Here is a 15,233-nt window from a genome sequence, read left to right on the forward strand (position 1 = left end):
CTCAAAACGGAAGGACTCTATCCTTATGATATCCGAAAAATGGCTGAGGCACAAAGAAGAATCGAGAAATACATACGGTTTTACAACCGAAGACGACCACAGCGTAAATTAAACAAACTGACGCCAGTAGAGTACCGACGCCAGCTTGGAGCCTAGGTGTTTTTTTCAATGTCCACTAAATGGGGTCTTGACCATGCAATCCTCAAGGTCTTTCTTTTACCCTCACCCAGTACCGAATGAATCCGGCTGCTAAGACATGCTGAACTTAACGTCCACTATCCCCCGTAGGAGATATTCTCAAAACCCCCACAGTTTCTTTCAGTTAGCTTGAATTTTATACCCCTTTTCAGTTATCTTCTGACCTCGTTTGTACCCCAAAATCATCAGTTAACCATCGTATATAGTCGGAATTTTCTTATCTTCGTTTTCTCCCGTTTTTCTGAAATAAAGAGCAAATGCAAATAAATCCGCAACAAATAGCATTACCGACACGATAGGGAGGACGAGAAAGAATAATCGCAACTATTCAGATACATAGCCCGACTTTTATAGTGTGTGGGATATAAAGCAGTCAACTATCATTTTAGTCCGCAACTAACGTCAATATAGAGCGATGGTTATTGTGAGAGAACAATCTGGTAACGTGCCAGTTGACATATACAGGTAAGGTAACGTGAAGGCTAGCCACTTTGCCCTCTACTTATAGACGGGAATTCGTTAAAAAATTTCCGGTGGGGCTCTCGGCAGAGGCCGGACAGCATGAGCCGGAAATGGCCTCGATCCTCCTTCCGCCCGGCAAGGAGCTTGCGATCAGGGTGGAGGGGGATGAGACGGTCTGGGATGCAGGATACAGACAGAGGGTCTATCGCTGGGAATGAGAGTTTCCCTGCGGTTGATTTTATCAACCAAATTCAACTTTAAATCCATTGTGGACTCTCCCGGTTCTGCGGTACAACTAGAGCAGAGGTGATTGGCATGAAAGAAATCAATTTGGCCCGGGTGCTGGTCCGCAAACGCAAGGAAAAAGGCATCACCCAGGAGGAGCTGGCCGCGTACATCGGCGTATCCAAGGCGTCCGTGTCGAAGTGGGAGATCGGGCAGAGCTACCCGGATATTACGTTCCTCCCGCAGTTGGCCGCTTATTTCAATATCAGCATCGACGAGCTGCTGGACTATCAGCCCCAAATGGCGGCAGCCGACATCCGCAAGCTGTATGTGCAGCTGTCGAAGGATTTTGCCTGCTGTCCGTTTGAAGAGGTCGCCCGGCGCTGCCGGGAGATCATCCGCAAGTATTACTCCTGCTTCCCGCTGCTGCAGCAGATGGGCGTGCTGCTGGTGAACCACAGTATGCTGGCAGGGGACAAAGAGGCGGCAGATCAGGTCATCCGGGAGGCGGAGGAGCTGTTCGTCCGGGTCCGGACGGAGAGCCAGGATGCGCTGCTTGCCAAGCAGGCCCTGTATATGGAGGCGCTCTGCCGGATTACGCTCGGCGATCCCGAATCTGCGCTGGTACTGCTGGAGGGCTCTCTCGCTCCGGCGATGCCGCCGGAGTCGCTCCTTGCGATGGCGTATCAGTCGACAGGGAGAAGGGAGGAGGCCAAATCCGTCCTTCAGGTCGGCATGTATCAGAATCTGGTGATGATGTTCAACTTCCTGCCGGCCTATCTGATGCTGTGCGCCGATGCGCCGGACCGGTACGACGAGACGCTCCGCCGCGCCCTGGCGGTCGGGGAGGCCTTCGATCTCGGACGCCTGCACCCGGCCGTCTACATGGGCATCTATCTGGCCGCAGCCCAGGGCTATGTGCTGCAGAACCGGACCGGAGAGGCAGTGGCGATGCTTCGGGATTATGCGGACCTGGTCACTTCGGACATCTATCCGATGCGTCTGCACGGGGATGAGTTCTTCGACAAGCTGGACGCGTGGCTGGAGGAGAATGAGCTGGGAACGGCTCTTCCCCGCGATGAACAGACGGTGCGCCGCAGCATGCTGGAGGCGGTGGCGGGCAATCCGGGATTCGCGGCGCTTGCCGGAGACCCGCAATTCCAGGCCCTTATCGGCAGACTGAAGCAGCTGGCAGGGGAGGAATCCTAATGGAGACGTTTCAGGAATATTGGCGGTTTCTGGTTCCCCTGATTGTGCTGGAGCTGGTCCTCGCCCTGACGGCACTTACGCATGTGCTGCGCCATCCCCGCTACCGCTTCGGCAGCCGGGCGGTGTGGATACCGGTCGTGCTGCTGCTGCAGATTATCGGTCCGGTGGTCTATTTTGTCTTCGGGAGGGGGGAGGAAAAGTGAACGTTCTGGAGATTGACCAGCTCTGCAAAAGCTTCGGCGATCACCCGGTGATCGACGGCCTGAATCTCTCGGTCCCCGAACACGCCGTGTTCGGACTGATGGGGCAGAACGGGGCGGGCAAAACCACAACCATGAGGATGGTGCTCGGCCTGCTCAAGCCGGACTCCGGCACCATCTCCGTATGCGGAGAACGGGCGGTCTACGGCGAGACCGCCGCCAACCGGCATATCGGCTATCTGCCGGATGTGCCCGAATTCTACGCCTACATGCGCCCGCTGGAGTATCTCCGGCTCTGCGGCGAGATTACGGGCATGCGGCCGGACCGGCTGCGCGCCCGCAGCGAGGAGCTGCTGCAGGCGGCCGGCCTGTGGGAAGCCAGACGCCGCAGGATCGGCGGCTTCTCCCGGGGCATGAAGCAGCGGCTCGGAATTGCCCAGGCGCTGCTGAACGAGCCGCGGCTGCTGATCTGCGACGAGCCGACCTCGGCGCTGGACCCCATCGGCCGCAAAGACATTCTCGGTCTGCTCTCGGCCGCCCGGGGCAGCACCACGGTGCTGCTGTCCACGCATATTCTCTCGGATGTGGAACGCATCTGCGACCGGGTCGCGGTGCTGCATCAGGGCCGGATTGTGCTGGAGGGGGCGCTTGGCGATATTCGGAGACGCGGAACGCAGGATGGATACCGGGTGGAGTTCGCGGATGACGGGACGGCGGAGGCGCTGGCGGCATGCGAAGAACTCCGCAGCGCCGGGGCTCAGGCGGAGCGGAGCGGAAGCGCCGTAACGGTGAAGCTGCCCGCCGAATCCGGCGGGCAGCTCCTGATCGACCTGCTCTCGAAGCGGCAGTGGGCGCCGGTGAAGCTGGAACGTCTGGAGCCTTCGCTCGAAAGTCTGTTTCTGGAGGCGGTGCAATGAAGAGGCAGGTCATACAAGGCTATCGGGCATGGTTCCGCAAGGAATGGCTGGAAAGTGTGCGCACCTATAAATTGCTGATTCTGCTGACCGTCTTCCTGATTCTCGGCATCCTCAGTCCCTTAAGCGCCAAGCTGCTGCCCGATCTGCTGTCCGGAATGGAGAGCAATGGCATTCGCATCACACTGCCGGAGCCGGCAGCTGTGGATTCCTGGGCCCAGTTCTTCAAGAACATCTCCCAGATGGGACTGTTCGTGACCGTAATCCTGTTCAGCGGGGGAGTGAGCGGAGAGACGGCCAAAGGAACACTGCTCGTTCTGCTGGCCAAGGGACTGCCGCGGGCGACGGTGATTCTGACCAAGTATCTGGTCATGTCCCTGCTCTGGACGGTCAGCTACGGTCTGGCTTTTGCAGTGACATACGGGTACACAGCCTTTCTGTTCCCAGGCACCGGCATATCCTCGCTGGGCCCGGCCGTTCTTGGCCTGTGGCTGCTGGGGCTCTTCCTTCTGGCGCTGCTCGTGTTCGCGGGCGTATGGGTGAAGAGCGCGTACGGGACGCTGCTGATTGCCGGCGGAGGGCTGGCGCTGCTTCTGGTCGCGAAGCTGATTCCGCAGGCGCAGACATATAATCCGCTGAACCTTGCCGCCTTGAGCATGCCGCTGCTGCGCGGGGAGGCCGCAGCCTCGGAGCTGACGGGAGCGGCGGTTACGGCAGGCGTCGGGGCGGCGCTGCTGCTGGCCGCGGCGCTGGCTGTGTTCAAGCGTCGGCCGCTGACCTAGCGGCCGCACTTCGGACTCTCTAGGGCCGGGCGGTCCAGATAGATAGAGACGATCGGCCGTGGCCCGGCCTAGTAGCTGCGCAGGGCGCTCTCGGTCAAAACGGACCGCAGCTCGGCAAGATGGTCCCGATACTGGCGCTCACTGATGGAGCCGCTGTCCAGCCGCTGTTTCAGTTGCCCGGCAAGCTGCGCGACCTGCAGGTCGATAACCGGGCCGATGCTGGCGCCGGTGCTGTCTGCAATGTCGGCCAGCGAGCGGCCGTCATACAGGGCCTCGTACAATTCTTCTTTGGAGGACAACCGGAGCAGCGAGGTCACGCTGCCGTCGCCCGCCGGGGCAAGCGGCGCTCCCGAGGCAATCTTGGCCACAGGGCTGGCACTGTCGGCGGCCGCTCCGCCGAGGTTCCCTCCGAACGTCATGGCAACCATCATCGTGCCTACAATCATCACTCGTTTGATGTACATTCTGCATCCCTCTTTCCTGGTTAAGTTACGTCCATGGACCAAGCCGGGTTCCAACCGATTATGTTCATGGTAACAGACGAAGCTTATGCTAACCTTAAAAAATAAGGCCCGCTTCCTCCTCTTCCGGAGAATGCAGGCCTTACTGTGCGGACCGAACAATCAGGTAGCGATCGTCGTGCTTACGGTCAGGGACGGAACCGAGCTGGAGGCCGAAGAGGTGCTGGTATAGTCATGGATCTCCAGGTTGACCGGAGTTCCGGGAAGGATGGCATCGGAGGCGATGGTCAGTCCGGTCGGCGTCAGCGAGGAGAGGGCGCCTTCCTGAAGAATGCCGTTGACGTAGACGTTGTAGTAGCCGCCCGGATTTACTACGGGCAGGGTTGTCGTCAAGGCATCGCCGGTGTAGGTCCGGAAGCTGGCGGCGGGAATAATCGTATTCCCGCCGACCGTATCAATCATTTCTCCGGTAACCACCGTATCGAAACGAAGCGTCGTATCGACGACGCTGGTCGTCGTGGTGGTCGTGACGGTGCCGGCGACGACGCTCGAAGCAGCCATGAAGGACTTGATCAGAGATGGAGGCATGGGTCTTTCCACTCCCTTCTTGTCAGATAATTCAGCATATGAAGAAGAGAACGGCTTGTTCACGGGATTAGCCTGTATGATGCAAGGGCGGACAGGCGGAAGAGCAGCCAGGCCGGAGCGCGGCAGCCGCAGTGCGACCATCTCGAGCACGATCGGCGCTCCGGCGGCGGGGGTATTCGCAGACAGCAGAATCAGCCGGCCCCGGCGGAGCCGGTAGCGGTCCGGCGGCTGAAGAATGCCGTTAACGTACAAGCGGGCCAGGGTAATCCGGGAGGGGGAGCGGAGCGGAACGCCGTTGCCGTCGCGTGCGGTATAGAGGCGCTGTCCTTCTCCTGCGGCAGCGACATAGTACTCCGCTCTGGCCTTCAAGAGTCCGGCTCTCCTGCCGCCCCGGCGTCTACCTGCGGATGCAGAGGTGCGCCGTGCCGGCACCGTGCGCCGCCGCGCTTCTCTATGCCGGTCCGCCCGCGCCGGGTTCTTCGGCCGGTCCGCCGCGCCCCTCCCGGAGCGCGCCGCGCCTTTCTTCCCGGAGCGGCGCTTCAAGCCACGCGCCTCCTTTCCCGTCCCTGGAACTCTGTTCATGGACCTCCCTCTTCCTCTTGCCCGGTTCCCGGATGCGGACCGGGAATGATCTATTTGCATGCCTATTCGAACTGCTGCGAAGCGGACACGGCGGCAGCGGAGAGAAGGGGAAGCTTTAAATTCATACTTGACGGGTAGGTTTTATGGGTTTATGATGGGGATAATCTTCACTGCTCATTAAATGAACACTGAAGAATGAAGCTGATACCGTAAGCCGCAAGCCGAATATAGAGCTGATTGGACCGCCAAAGGCTCTTCGAACGCTTCCCTGCCAGGGGTGCGCCGAAGAGTCTTTTTTGTGCATGCCGGCGGTATGGAGAACACCAAGAAAGGAGGGGCGGCAATGGATGAGAACCGCAGATTGGAAGGACTGGAGGAAGCGGATTTCCTGTTCCGGCGGATGGTGAGGCGTTTCGTGAAGGAACGGGACCGGGTCTCGGTAGATGGCGTAACGCTGCCCGGCCTGATGATCCTGAATCTGATTATCCGGGAGGGCGAGCAGCGGCTGGGCGATCTGGCAGACCGGCTTGATTTCACCTCCGGCGCCATCACGGCGCTGTGCGACAAGCTGGATGCCGCGGGGTTCGCAGCGCGCCGGCGCAAGGAGGATGACCGGAGAACGGTGCTGCTGGACATTACACCGGCGGGACGCCGCATGATGGAGCGCAACCGGAATGTGGGGGAAGCGTGTATTTCGCTTCTGTTCGGGGATTTCACGGAAGAAGAGCTGGCCCTTCTGGGCCGGGGGTTCCGCCGGATTACGGACCGGCTGGACGGCTTCTCCGCCGCCATTATGGAGCTGGCCCGGCAGAACGCCGAGGCGCCGGTTCCGGTTCCCGGGCAGAAGCGGCCGCGTGCGGCCCGGAGCCGCTATCTCGGTTACTGAGCTTCGTTCAATGGTTACCATTTCATACCAAAGGGGACAGAGATCATGGGTTATCCAACTGTATATCCGACGGGAGCCACCGTCTATAATCCGCAGAAGGCCTGGAGCGGCTACACGGTCTACCAGGCCGGCAACGAGGGCGTCGTGCTGATTGACATGAACGGCCGCGAGGTGCGGCTGTGGAAAGGGCTGATCGGCTTCCCGGCGAAGATTTTTCCCGGCGGCTATGTGCTCGGCAGCACCGGACGCCGGGACCCGAAATTCGGAATTCAGGACAACGTCGATCTGGTGCAGGTGGATTGGGACGGCAACATTGTCTGGAAGTACAACGGCTTCGAGCATATTGCGGACCCCGGCTTCGAGCCGCTGTGGTACGCCCGCCAGCACCACGACTACCAGCGCGAGGGCAGTCCGGTCGGCTACTATGCGCCGGGTCAGGAACCGCGCACGGACGGCGGCAGAACGCTGATTCTGAGCCATACCAATCTGAAGAACCCGGCCATCTCCGACAAGGAGCTGCTGGACGACATTATTCTGGAGGTGGACTGGGAAGGGAACATTCTCTGGCAGTGGAAGCCGAGCGATCATTTCGACGAGCTAGGCTTCGACGAGGCGGCGAAGAACGTCCTGTTCCGCGACCCCAACACCCGGTCCTTCGGCCATCTCGGCGGCGGCGTAGGCGACTGGCTGCATATCAATTCGGCTTCCTATGTGGGCCCGAACCGCTTCTACGACGCGGGCGACGAGCGCTTCCACCCGGACAACATTATCTGGGACGCGCGCGAAGCCAATATTATAGCGATCACCGACCGTAAGACGGGCGGAATTGTCTGGCGTCTGGGTCCGGACTATTCGCTGCCGGAAGTGAAGCATATCGGCTGGATCATCGGCCAGCACCATGCCCACATCATTCCGCGCGGCCTGCCGGGCGAGGGCAATCTGCTCGTATTCGACAACGGCGGCTGGGGCGGGTACGGTCTGCCGAACCCGGCTTCTCCATTCGGGCAAAAAAACGCCATCCGCGACCACTCCCGCGTGCTGGAGATCAATCCCGCGACGCTTGAAGTCGTCTGGGAATACACGGCGGCCGAGGCCGGCTTCTCCGTCCCGACCGACTCTTACAAGTTCTACAGCCCGTACATCAGCTCGGCCCAGCGGCTGCCGAACGGCAACACCCTCATTACGGAAGGATCGAACGGCCGGCTGTTCGAGGTGACGCCGGAGTATGAGCTCGTCTGGGAATATATTTCGCCTTATACCGACAAGAGGAACACGAACATGGTCTACCGGTCCTACCGGGTGCCTTATGAATGGGTGCCGCAGGCGGGAACGCCGGCCGAGACGGCGATCGAGCCGATCGACGCCGCGAACTTCCGCGTGCCGGACGCTGCTCCGAAGGGAACGGATTCCGTCGCGGAGGTGGCGCTGACCCTGCCGTTCACAGAGGGCGCCGCCTGCGTCGCCTTCTCGGAGGAGTCGGAACGCAAGGGGCGCTAAGGGCTGGCTGCCGGGCAAGTACCGGAATTACTTATCCATAAGCTAAAGGTGGGATTCTCATGTCCAGAAAATATCCGTCAACCCCGGCTCGTCTTCCTCGCGCAGCAGCGCTTCTCCTGCTGCTTGCGCTGCTGCCGGCGCTCTCCGGCTGCGGGAACAGCGGCAATGCCGCAGCGTCCGGCAGCGGAGCGGCGTCGAAGAAGGCGCTCGTGAAGCTGAACATCGCCGACACGAACACCAATCCGGTGTTCAAGGTGGCGAAGGCCAAGGGCTTTTTCAAGAACAACGGGATCGACGCGACCATCGTCAACTTCGGCACGCCGGCGGAGGGGGTGAATGCCTTGTTCATCAAACAGGTGGATATAGCATATGGCGCTGATTTCCCGCTGCTGAACGCCGTCTCCAAGGGAGAGTACAGCATTATCGCCTCGGCGGGACAGGCGACCGACCAGGCGGCTTCGGTCTGGAAGCTCTATGTCCGCAATGATATTCAAAGCGCGGCCGACCTCAAGGGCAAGAAGCTCAGCTTCATGCGCGGCACGTTCCTGCCGTATTTGTGGGATGTCTATTTTAAGGAGAACGGCCTGAACGTGAAGGATGCGGAGTTGGTGGGACAGGGCGCATTCGATGAGGCGTTCATCGCTCTCAAGCAGGGCGAGGTCGATGCCGCCTGGTTCACGGGCTCGGCGCTGATTGACAAACTGGTTGCGCTGGACAGCGTGCATGAGCTGGGCGACATGTCCAAGACGAGCGTGCGGCTCGGAACGGGCCTGGTGGCCGGCAACGAGCTGATTGAGAAGCAGCCGGAAGCGGTGGCCGGGTTCCTCAAGGCGGTTGACGAAGCGGCGGCGTATTCGCAGGCCCATCCGGACGAGACGGCAGACCTGATGTACCGGGAAGTCAAACAGCCGAAGGAAGCGACGCTGAAGGACCTGCCGAACAATCCGTGGAATATCGGCTTCACGCAGGCGGCCTACGACAGCCTGGAGAACCAAAAGGAATATATGGTTCAGTCCAAGATTATCCGGCAGGATTTTGATTTGAAGACGAAGCTCGGCCTGGAGCCGCTGAAGCAGGCGCTGCCCGAATCCGTTACGTACGGAAGCGGCAATTAGGCATTACCATTATTATTGATCGGGAGGAATGCCGTGATGTCATCCCTGAAGCGAGCGCAGGACGAGGGCCTTCATACTATTCAGATTGAAGGGCTGCGCAAAACCTACGGGTCTGCCTCGCCCGGAGACCTGCATTATATTATCAAGGATGTGAACCTGGTCGTCCGGAGCGGAGAGTTCTTCATCCTGCTCGGCCCGAGCGGCTGCGGCAAGTCTACGCTGCTGAACATGATTGCCGGATTTGTCGCCAAATCCGGCGGTAAGCTGACGGTGGGCGACGCCGAGGTGCAGCGGCCGGGCCGGGACCGGGCGGTGGTGTTCCAGCAGGCGGATTCCTCGCTTTTTCCCTGGCTGACGGTGCGCGGGAACGTGGAGTTCGGGCTCCGAATGGGAGGAATGCGCAAGGCTGAGCGCCGGGAGGTGTCGGACCGCTATCTCGGGCTTGTCGGTCTGGCGGGGCATGGCGGCAAGTTCCCGAAGGAGCTGTCGGGAGGGATGAAGCAGCGGGTCCAGCTTGCCCGCGTGCTGGCCGGCGACCCTGCGATTCTGCTGATGGATGAACCGTTCGGGGCGCTCGACGCCATGACCCGGCGCACGATGCAGAAGGAGCTCGTGCGCATCTGGCGGGAGACGAACAAGACGGTGATCTTCGTCACCCACGATATTCAGGAAGCGCTGCTTCTGGGCCAGCGGATCGGAATTATGTCCCGGGGGCCTTCGTCGAACATCGCTCATATCTACGACAACCCGCTGCCTTATCCGCGCGATGTTGCGGCCCCGGGCTTCGGGGAGCTGTACAACGCGATTCAGGGACATTTTGAGGAAGAGGAAGGAGAGGTAGACCGCCTATGAAATGGCTGGAGACCAAAGGAGTCTCGCTCGTTCTTCTGTGGCTCGGCTCGCTGCTGGTCTGGCAGCTCGGCGCCTGGGCTTACGGACCGGATGTCATTCCCGGACCCTGGGCGACGCTGAAAGGCGGGCGGGAGCTGCTGCTGGACGGGACGCTTGGACAGTACATCGGAATCAGCTTCTTCCGCGTGCTGGCCGGTTGGAGCCTCGGCAGCCTGCTGGCGATCCCGGCAGGCCTGATCATCGGCAAGGTCCGGGTCATCCGGCTGTTCGCCGAACCGCTGCTGAATTTCATCCGCTTCATCCCGCCCATTGCCTTCATCACATTGTTCCTGGTCTGGTTCGGCATCGGCGAGCAGTCGAAGATTGCGCTTATCCTGTATGCGACCTTCTTTATCGTGGTGCTGAACACCTTTACCGGCGTGCTGGCCGTAGAAGAGGATAAGCTGCGTTCGGCACGCAGCATGGGGGCAAGTGAATGGCAAATTCTGCTGCACGTTATCGTTCCGGCCACAGCGCCATATATCTTCACCGGTGTCCGGCTGGCGATGGGGACCTCCTATATGGCCATTATCGGCGCGGAAATGATTGCCTCCAATGAGGGCGTCGGCTATCTCATCTGGAACTCGCGGCTGTTCTTCAGGACAGACTGGATCTTTGTCGGCTTGTTCTGCCTCGGATTTATGGGATTCACGACGGACCGTCTCCTCGGCCTGTTCGGCCGCAAGGTGCTGTACCGGTACGGAGTTATCGGCGGGGGACGGAAGTAGAACTTCCCCGATAAGGACGAAAGACCGATGGAAGGCTGGTAAACTTCTGGTAAAATATTGGATGCAGAGGTTTACCCTGCCGCGAAGCGCCGCCGCCTTGAACGCGGCGGCGCTCGCGGGGAAAGAGAGGATCTTCCATGCTTCCGCAGGAATGGCAAGAAGAGGACGGCAGCCTAGAGTTCGGGTCCCGCAAGGCGCGGATCGGGGAGCGGGTGCGCTCCGGGTCTGCCCTGGGAATGGGCAATGCCCTGGTTGCCCTGCTGGCGACCGGCGCGGTCTGCGTGCTGTTGTACTGGGCGGCCGATCTGGTAAGATAAGAACGGTGCGCCCGGCGGCGGCAAGACAGGACGGGCCCGGAAAGAAGGTAGCTATGGATTCCAAGGAAGAGAGACCGACACAGTCGGCCCCGGCGGCGGAGCAGCGCTCCTACCGCCCGAACGTCCAGCCGAAGCCGGCCGATGGCGGCGAAGCTTCCGCGCAGGATATCGCAGAATGGATGGTCGAAGAGATTCGCTTCACCGGCGCCCTGCGCCAGGAGGATGCCATTGCGCTGGTCCGCTCGCATTACGGCGAGTCGTTTGTCTTTGTCGGCGAGAACGGCAACCTCTCGCTGGACAAGGAAGTCAAGAAGGCGTTCCGGAAGCTGCATCGCGGCCGGATCGCCTGGGACCGCGACGGTTTCCTGTGGGCGTGGACGTAAGAACGGGAAGGTAAAAAATGGAAGATAGGTCGTCCGGCTCCCGGGCGGCCTTCTTCGGCTTGGCCGCGATCCTTCAAGGCAGACGGAACCCGCTGCTGCGCTTGCGCCGCCCGGCCCTTTTGCCGTTCCCTGTCATAAGCTGTGGGAAACGGATAACGGGAGATGACCTACTTTGCGCATAGATGTGTTGATTCCGGCCATCGAGAAGGATTTATCCACGCTCGGGGCCGTGGTGGACGGGGTGCGGGCCCAGGTGAAGCATTCAATCGGGCGCATCTTAATTGTGGCCCCGAGAAAGCCCCGCCTGCTGGCGTTCTGCCGCCGCAAAGGCTGCACGTTTGTGGACGAGAACACGGTGCTGCCGCTGACCAAGAAGGGTGTGGTCTACCGCTCGCAGACCTGGGAACGGTCGGGTTGGCTGTTCCAGCAGTTGCTGAAGCTGGGCGGCGACCGGATCTGCACCGCCGATTATTTTCTGGTGATTGACGCCGACACGGTACTGATCGCGCCGCATCGCTTCCGCAAGGACGGGAAGACCGTCTTCTACACCCGGAACTGGAGCCAGCCGGAATATTTTCGCACCTACCGCCGGCTGATGGGCCATCCGCGTCCGGCCCGGGTCTCCTTTGTCACCCATTACATGCTGTTCGAGCGGGCGGCGCTGGCCCGGATGAAGCGGGAGATCGAGGCGAGGCACGGCCTGCCGTGGTACCGGGCGGTCCTCAAGAGCATGGACCGGAAGCGTCCGTTCGCCTTTTCCGAATTCGAGACCTACGGCAATTATATGTACCGGACGGACCGGTCCGGCATGATCCTCCGTCCGGCCCGCAACCGCAGTCTGAACACATCGCCGGAAGCCTTGCCGCCGGAGCGGCGGAAGGCGCTGGCGAAGCGCTGCCGGTCGCTGTCTTTTCACAAGCGGAAGGATTACAGCCGGAAGAAGGAGTAGCGGAGAAAAAAGGTGCATTTCATTTTATACTCTGTTAGATTCAAGGAGCCGCGGCAATACCTGTACGAGCGAAAGGATGAGAACGAGAAGTGAATCTGACCCTTGTAACTTATTCTCCCTGCCGGATCGCCTATATGCGCCGGACGGGGGCTTACGGGCCCGCGGCCCGAGAATGGATGGAGAAGCTGAAGCGCTGGGCCGAAGAACGGAATCTTCTGGATGAACGGGCGGTGATTCTGGGCATTGCGCAGGATGACCCGGCGTCAACGCCGCCTGCGGAGTGCCGCTATGACGTCTGCCTCTTGGTGGGTGCGGAGCAGGAGCTGGACGGTTCTGTAACCGAAGGGTTCTGGCCGGGAGGAACGTATGCGGTCTGCCGGATCGGCCACACGGCCGAAGAAGTGGCGCGGGCCTGGAGCGAGATCGCCGGGGCTGTGGCCGCCGGGGGATGGAGACCTGCGGCCGGTCCGATTGTGGAACGGTATGAGGGCGGGCTGCTGCAGAACGGCCTTTGCGAGCTGTGCGTCCCGATTGAAGCTTGAATCGAATCGACCCGTCATTCTAACTTGAGCAAGCCGCTCGCGTCGTCCGGACGCGGGCGGCTTGTTGGCTTGGGGATGCCCAGGCGGTGCGGCAGAACCCGGGGAACGGAACGGCGCCTCCTCGCCGTCTAGGACGCCGCCGGCAGCCTGCCGTCCAGCGTCTTCAGTCCGGGCAGCAGCAGCGCAGCCGCACAGAAGAGGACGGGAAGCAGTCCGGCGGCGAGGAACAGGGCGGGCACGCCCCAGAGTTCAGCGAAGGCGCCGCCTGCAACCGCGCCGACCGGCTGAAGTGCGCCGCCGATGAGGAAGCGGATGGAGTTCACCCGGCCCTGGAGCGAGGCGGGTACCAGGCGGCCGTGCAGCGAGGAGCTCAGCGAGCTGAAGAACGGGCTCAGAAACCCGGCGGCGCCGGCGGCGAAGAGGGCGGCGGGATAGAAGGGGAGCTGGCTCCACAGCATGTTGATGACCCCGATTCCGGCTAGGCTGCCAAGCATGGTCAGCCGCCGGTGCGACACGTCTCCCATCCAGGAGACGAGACCAAGCCCGGCGAGATACCCGAACGCCGAAGCGGTGGACAGCGTGCCGACGGCGCCCGCGTCCTGGTGCAGCACTTCCCGGACGTAAGGAACCATCATCGTCCAGATGGCGCCGGAACTCAGGTTGCTGACGGCAGCCATGAGCATAATGGTCAGCATGGCCGGCGTCCGGAGGTAGAAGGCGAATCCTTCGCCGATTTCATGAAGATACAGCTTGATGGAAAAGACGGCGCCCGAAGCGGCCGGGCGCTCCGTTCCCGTGATGGCCAGCAGCGCGGCGATGGCGGCCGCGCAGCAGACGGCGTTGGCCCCGAGCGCGGGGAGCGCGCCGCCAGCCGCCGTAACGAGCCCTGCCGCCGCCGGACCCAGCAAGGCCGCCATGCCCTTCAGGCCGTCGGCGAGGGCGAAGGCGCGGACCAGCCCGCCGCTTGGCGCAAGCCCGGGAATGGAGGCCATCGCCGACGGCAGGAACAGGGCGGAGCAGACGCCGCTCAGAGCGGCCGCGGCGAAGAGATGCCACAGCCGCAGCTCGCCGGCCAGGCCCATCGCGAGCGGCAGCAGGACGGCCAGCAGCCGGATGGCCGAGAGACCGGCCATCAGCCGGACGCGGTGCAGCCGGTCGGAGAGCGGCGAGCCGACAAGGCGAACCAGCAGCTCGGGGATGCCGGAGCTCAGCGCCAGCGCGCCCATGGCCAGCTTGGAGCCGGTCAGATCATAGACCAGCCATTCCATAGCCAGCAGGCCAAAGGCATCGCCGAAGGTGCTGAGCGAGACGGTGGCCAGCAGACCGTAATAACTGCGTGTGCGCATAGGGGTCCCTCCTTGGGGTGTTAAGGCTTCAGGTAGGCGCCGATCCGCTCGGTGAGAACTTTCAGCGCTTCCGGCCGCAGGCTGTAGGAAGCGGAGGCTTTCTCGCCGGAATGAACGATAATCAGCCCGGCGGCGCGCAGGGCGATCAAATGGTAGTGAATTGTGCTTTTGGAGAGGCCGACTTCCTTGACGATCTCCGTGAAGCTCAGCTGCCTGCCGGACAGCAGACGGAGAATATACAGCCGGGTCTCGTCGGACAGCGCCCGGGTCAGCCGCAGCAGCGGGGCTTCGGGCCGCCCGTTGGCGGGGGGCAGAACATCGCAGGAATAGTTGATGAATGCGTATTCGTCGTATATCGCGCTTGTCACCAGCGGCCGGGTATGATACTGGGGCGTCAGCACGACGAGCTTCATCCGGCCGGTGGAATAGAACCGCATTCCCTGGGTCGCGTCTTCGACCGCCTCCAGAGGAGCCGCCTGTTCTACAAGAGCCCTCCGCGCCTCTGCCTCCTGCTCAAGGCCTTGCAGAATGGCCGGGTCGATGCTTCGGAAGTAGCCGTTGTCCCATTCCCGCAGCATGTCGGAGGCCCGGTCGCGCATCTCGGTCAGGTTGGGAGGGACGGGAGAGCCGAAAGAAGCCGTCAGCTCATACAGATCACCGGAAGACAGTCCGTCGAACCAGTCCAGGAATGAAGAGACGGTGCGTTCGCCCGGACAGCGCCAGATAAACGGCGACAGCGCGAAATCTTCAGTTACCTTCACAACCTCATTCATTCGCTGGAGCAGCGACGGAGCGAAGTCGGCCTGGACCCGGCGCACCCATTCCTTCCCGCTGTCCATGCTGGTGTGATTCTGCTTGTGGAAGAACGCAATCGTACTGGACAGGCACTCATACATAGGGGCAAAATCGACTTCCACCCGATAGTCCATTATCATCAACCATCCTTTAATAAAATTAG

Annotated in this window: 18 protein-coding genes; 14 read left to right on the top strand and 4 right to left on the bottom strand. The window is 61.2% G+C overall.

What is annotated here, in order from left to right; genetic code table 11:
* The 5 genes from RBI05_RS06560 to RBI05_RS06580 form a co-directional block, all read left to right on the top strand.
* Nucleotides 1-156, top strand: a 156-nt coding sequence (locus tag RBI05_RS06560) for an IS3 family transposase (protein ID WP_310550677.1), incomplete at its 5' end; no start/stop codon positions are given.
* Nucleotides 157-975: 819 nt separating this feature from the next.
* Nucleotides 976-2,094, top strand: a complete 1,119-nt coding sequence (locus RBI05_RS06565; RefSeq protein WP_310550502.1) for a helix-turn-helix domain-containing protein — start codon at nt 976-978, stop codon at nt 2,092-2,094.
* The gene (locus RBI05_RS06570) at nt 2,094-2,297 is read left to right on the top strand and encodes a PLD nuclease N-terminal domain-containing protein (protein WP_310550503.1); all 204 of its coding nucleotides are present in this window, start codon (nt 2,094-2,096) and stop codon (nt 2,295-2,297) included. Before RBI05_RS06565 ends, RBI05_RS06570 begins: the two co-directional genes overlap by 1 nt.
* Nucleotides 2,294-3,211: an ABC transporter ATP-binding protein gene (locus RBI05_RS06575; protein ID WP_150459803.1), complete on the top strand. Its 918-nt coding sequence runs from the start codon at nt 2,294-2,296 to the stop codon at nt 3,209-3,211. The genes RBI05_RS06570 and RBI05_RS06575 overlap by 4 nt, the downstream gene beginning before the upstream one ends.
* Nucleotides 3,208-3,990 (top strand): ABC transporter permease, encoded by a 783-nt coding sequence (locus RBI05_RS06580; RefSeq protein ID WP_310550504.1) that lies wholly within the window; start codon nt 3,208-3,210, stop codon nt 3,988-3,990. The genes RBI05_RS06575 and RBI05_RS06580 overlap by 4 nt, the downstream gene beginning before the upstream one ends.
* A gap of 68 nt (nt 3,991-4,058) precedes the next feature.
* Here RBI05_RS06580 and RBI05_RS06585 read toward each other — a convergent pair whose 3' ends face one another.
* A complete protein-coding gene (locus RBI05_RS06585) occupies nt 4,059-4,454 on the bottom strand; it encodes an SUI1 family translation initiation factor (RefSeq protein WP_310550505.1) in 396 nt (131 codons plus the stop codon).
* 159 nt (nt 4,455-4,613) lie between these two features.
* A complete protein-coding gene (locus RBI05_RS06590; RefSeq protein ID WP_310550506.1) occupies nt 4,614-5,582 on the bottom strand; it encodes a DUF4183 domain-containing protein in 969 nt (322 codons plus the stop codon).
* Nucleotides 5,583-5,964: 382 nt separating this feature from the next.
* Between RBI05_RS06590 and RBI05_RS06595 the strand changes: the two genes are divergently transcribed.
* The 9 genes from RBI05_RS06595 to RBI05_RS06635 all read left to right on the top strand — a co-directional run bounded on the left by RBI05_RS06595 (nt 5,965) and on the right by RBI05_RS06635 (nt 12,929).
* The gene (locus tag RBI05_RS06595) at nt 5,965-6,507 is read left to right on the top strand and encodes a MarR family winged helix-turn-helix transcriptional regulator (protein WP_150459799.1); all 543 of its coding nucleotides are present in this window, start codon (nt 5,965-5,967) and stop codon (nt 6,505-6,507) included.
* Between the two features lie 45 nt (nt 6,508-6,552).
* Nucleotides 6,553-8,004 carry an aryl-sulfate sulfotransferase gene (locus RBI05_RS06600; RefSeq protein ID WP_310550507.1) on the top strand — a complete coding sequence of 484 codons (1,452 nt, stop codon included), beginning with the start codon at nt 6,553-6,555 and terminating at the stop codon, nt 8,002-8,004.
* 59 nt (nt 8,005-8,063) lie between these two features.
* Nucleotides 8,064-9,119, top strand: coding sequence for an ABC transporter substrate-binding protein (locus tag RBI05_RS06605; RefSeq protein ID WP_310550508.1), 1,056 nt, complete (start codon nt 8,064-8,066; stop codon nt 9,117-9,119).
* Between the two features lie 36 nt (nt 9,120-9,155).
* Entirely contained in the window at nt 9,156-9,971 is an 816-nt protein-coding gene (locus RBI05_RS06610; RefSeq protein ID WP_150459796.1) for an ABC transporter ATP-binding protein, read from the top strand.
* Nucleotides 9,968-10,738 (top strand): ABC transporter permease, encoded by a 771-nt coding sequence (locus RBI05_RS06615; RefSeq protein WP_150459795.1) that lies wholly within the window; start codon nt 9,968-9,970, stop codon nt 10,736-10,738. The genes RBI05_RS06610 and RBI05_RS06615 overlap by 4 nt, the downstream gene beginning before the upstream one ends.
* A 137-nt stretch (nt 10,739-10,875) precedes the next feature.
* On the top strand, nt 10,876-11,055 hold the full coding sequence (locus RBI05_RS06620; protein ID WP_150459794.1) for a hypothetical protein: 180 nt from the start codon (nt 10,876-10,878) through the stop codon (nt 11,053-11,055).
* A gap of 167 nt (nt 11,056-11,222) precedes the next feature.
* On the top strand, nt 11,223-11,438 hold the full coding sequence (locus RBI05_RS06625; RefSeq protein WP_408638313.1) for a DUF6953 family protein: 216 nt from the start codon (nt 11,223-11,225) through the stop codon (nt 11,436-11,438).
* A 178-nt stretch (nt 11,439-11,616) separates the two neighbouring features.
* Nucleotides 11,617-12,387 carry a DUF6492 family protein gene (locus RBI05_RS06630; protein WP_408638314.1) on the top strand — a complete coding sequence of 257 codons (771 nt, stop codon included), beginning with the start codon at nt 11,617-11,619 and terminating at the stop codon, nt 12,385-12,387.
* Nucleotides 12,388-12,476: 89 nt separating this feature from the next.
* Nucleotides 12,477-12,929, top strand: a complete 453-nt coding sequence (locus RBI05_RS06635) for an AraC family transcriptional regulator (RefSeq protein ID WP_310550510.1) — start codon at nt 12,477-12,479, stop codon at nt 12,927-12,929.
* 128 nt (nt 12,930-13,057) lie between these two features.
* Here the strand turns inward: RBI05_RS06635 and RBI05_RS06640 are convergent, their stop codons facing one another.
* Nucleotides 13,058-14,275: an MFS transporter gene (locus RBI05_RS06640; RefSeq protein WP_310550511.1), complete on the bottom strand. Its 1,218-nt coding sequence runs from the start codon at nt 14,273-14,275 to the stop codon at nt 13,058-13,060.
* A gap of 20 nt (nt 14,276-14,295) precedes the next feature.
* Nucleotides 14,296-15,204 (bottom strand): ArsR/SmtB family transcription factor, encoded by a 909-nt coding sequence (locus RBI05_RS06645; protein ID WP_191089650.1) that lies wholly within the window; start codon nt 15,202-15,204, stop codon nt 14,296-14,298.
* Between the last annotated feature and the right edge of the window lie 29 nt (nt 15,205-15,233).

Origin of the sequence: Paenibacillus glufosinatiresistens (assembly GCF_031470375.1) — a bacterium.
GTDB lineage: Bacteria > Bacillota > Bacilli > Paenibacillales > Paenibacillaceae > Paenibacillus_AQ > Paenibacillus_AQ glufosinatiresistens.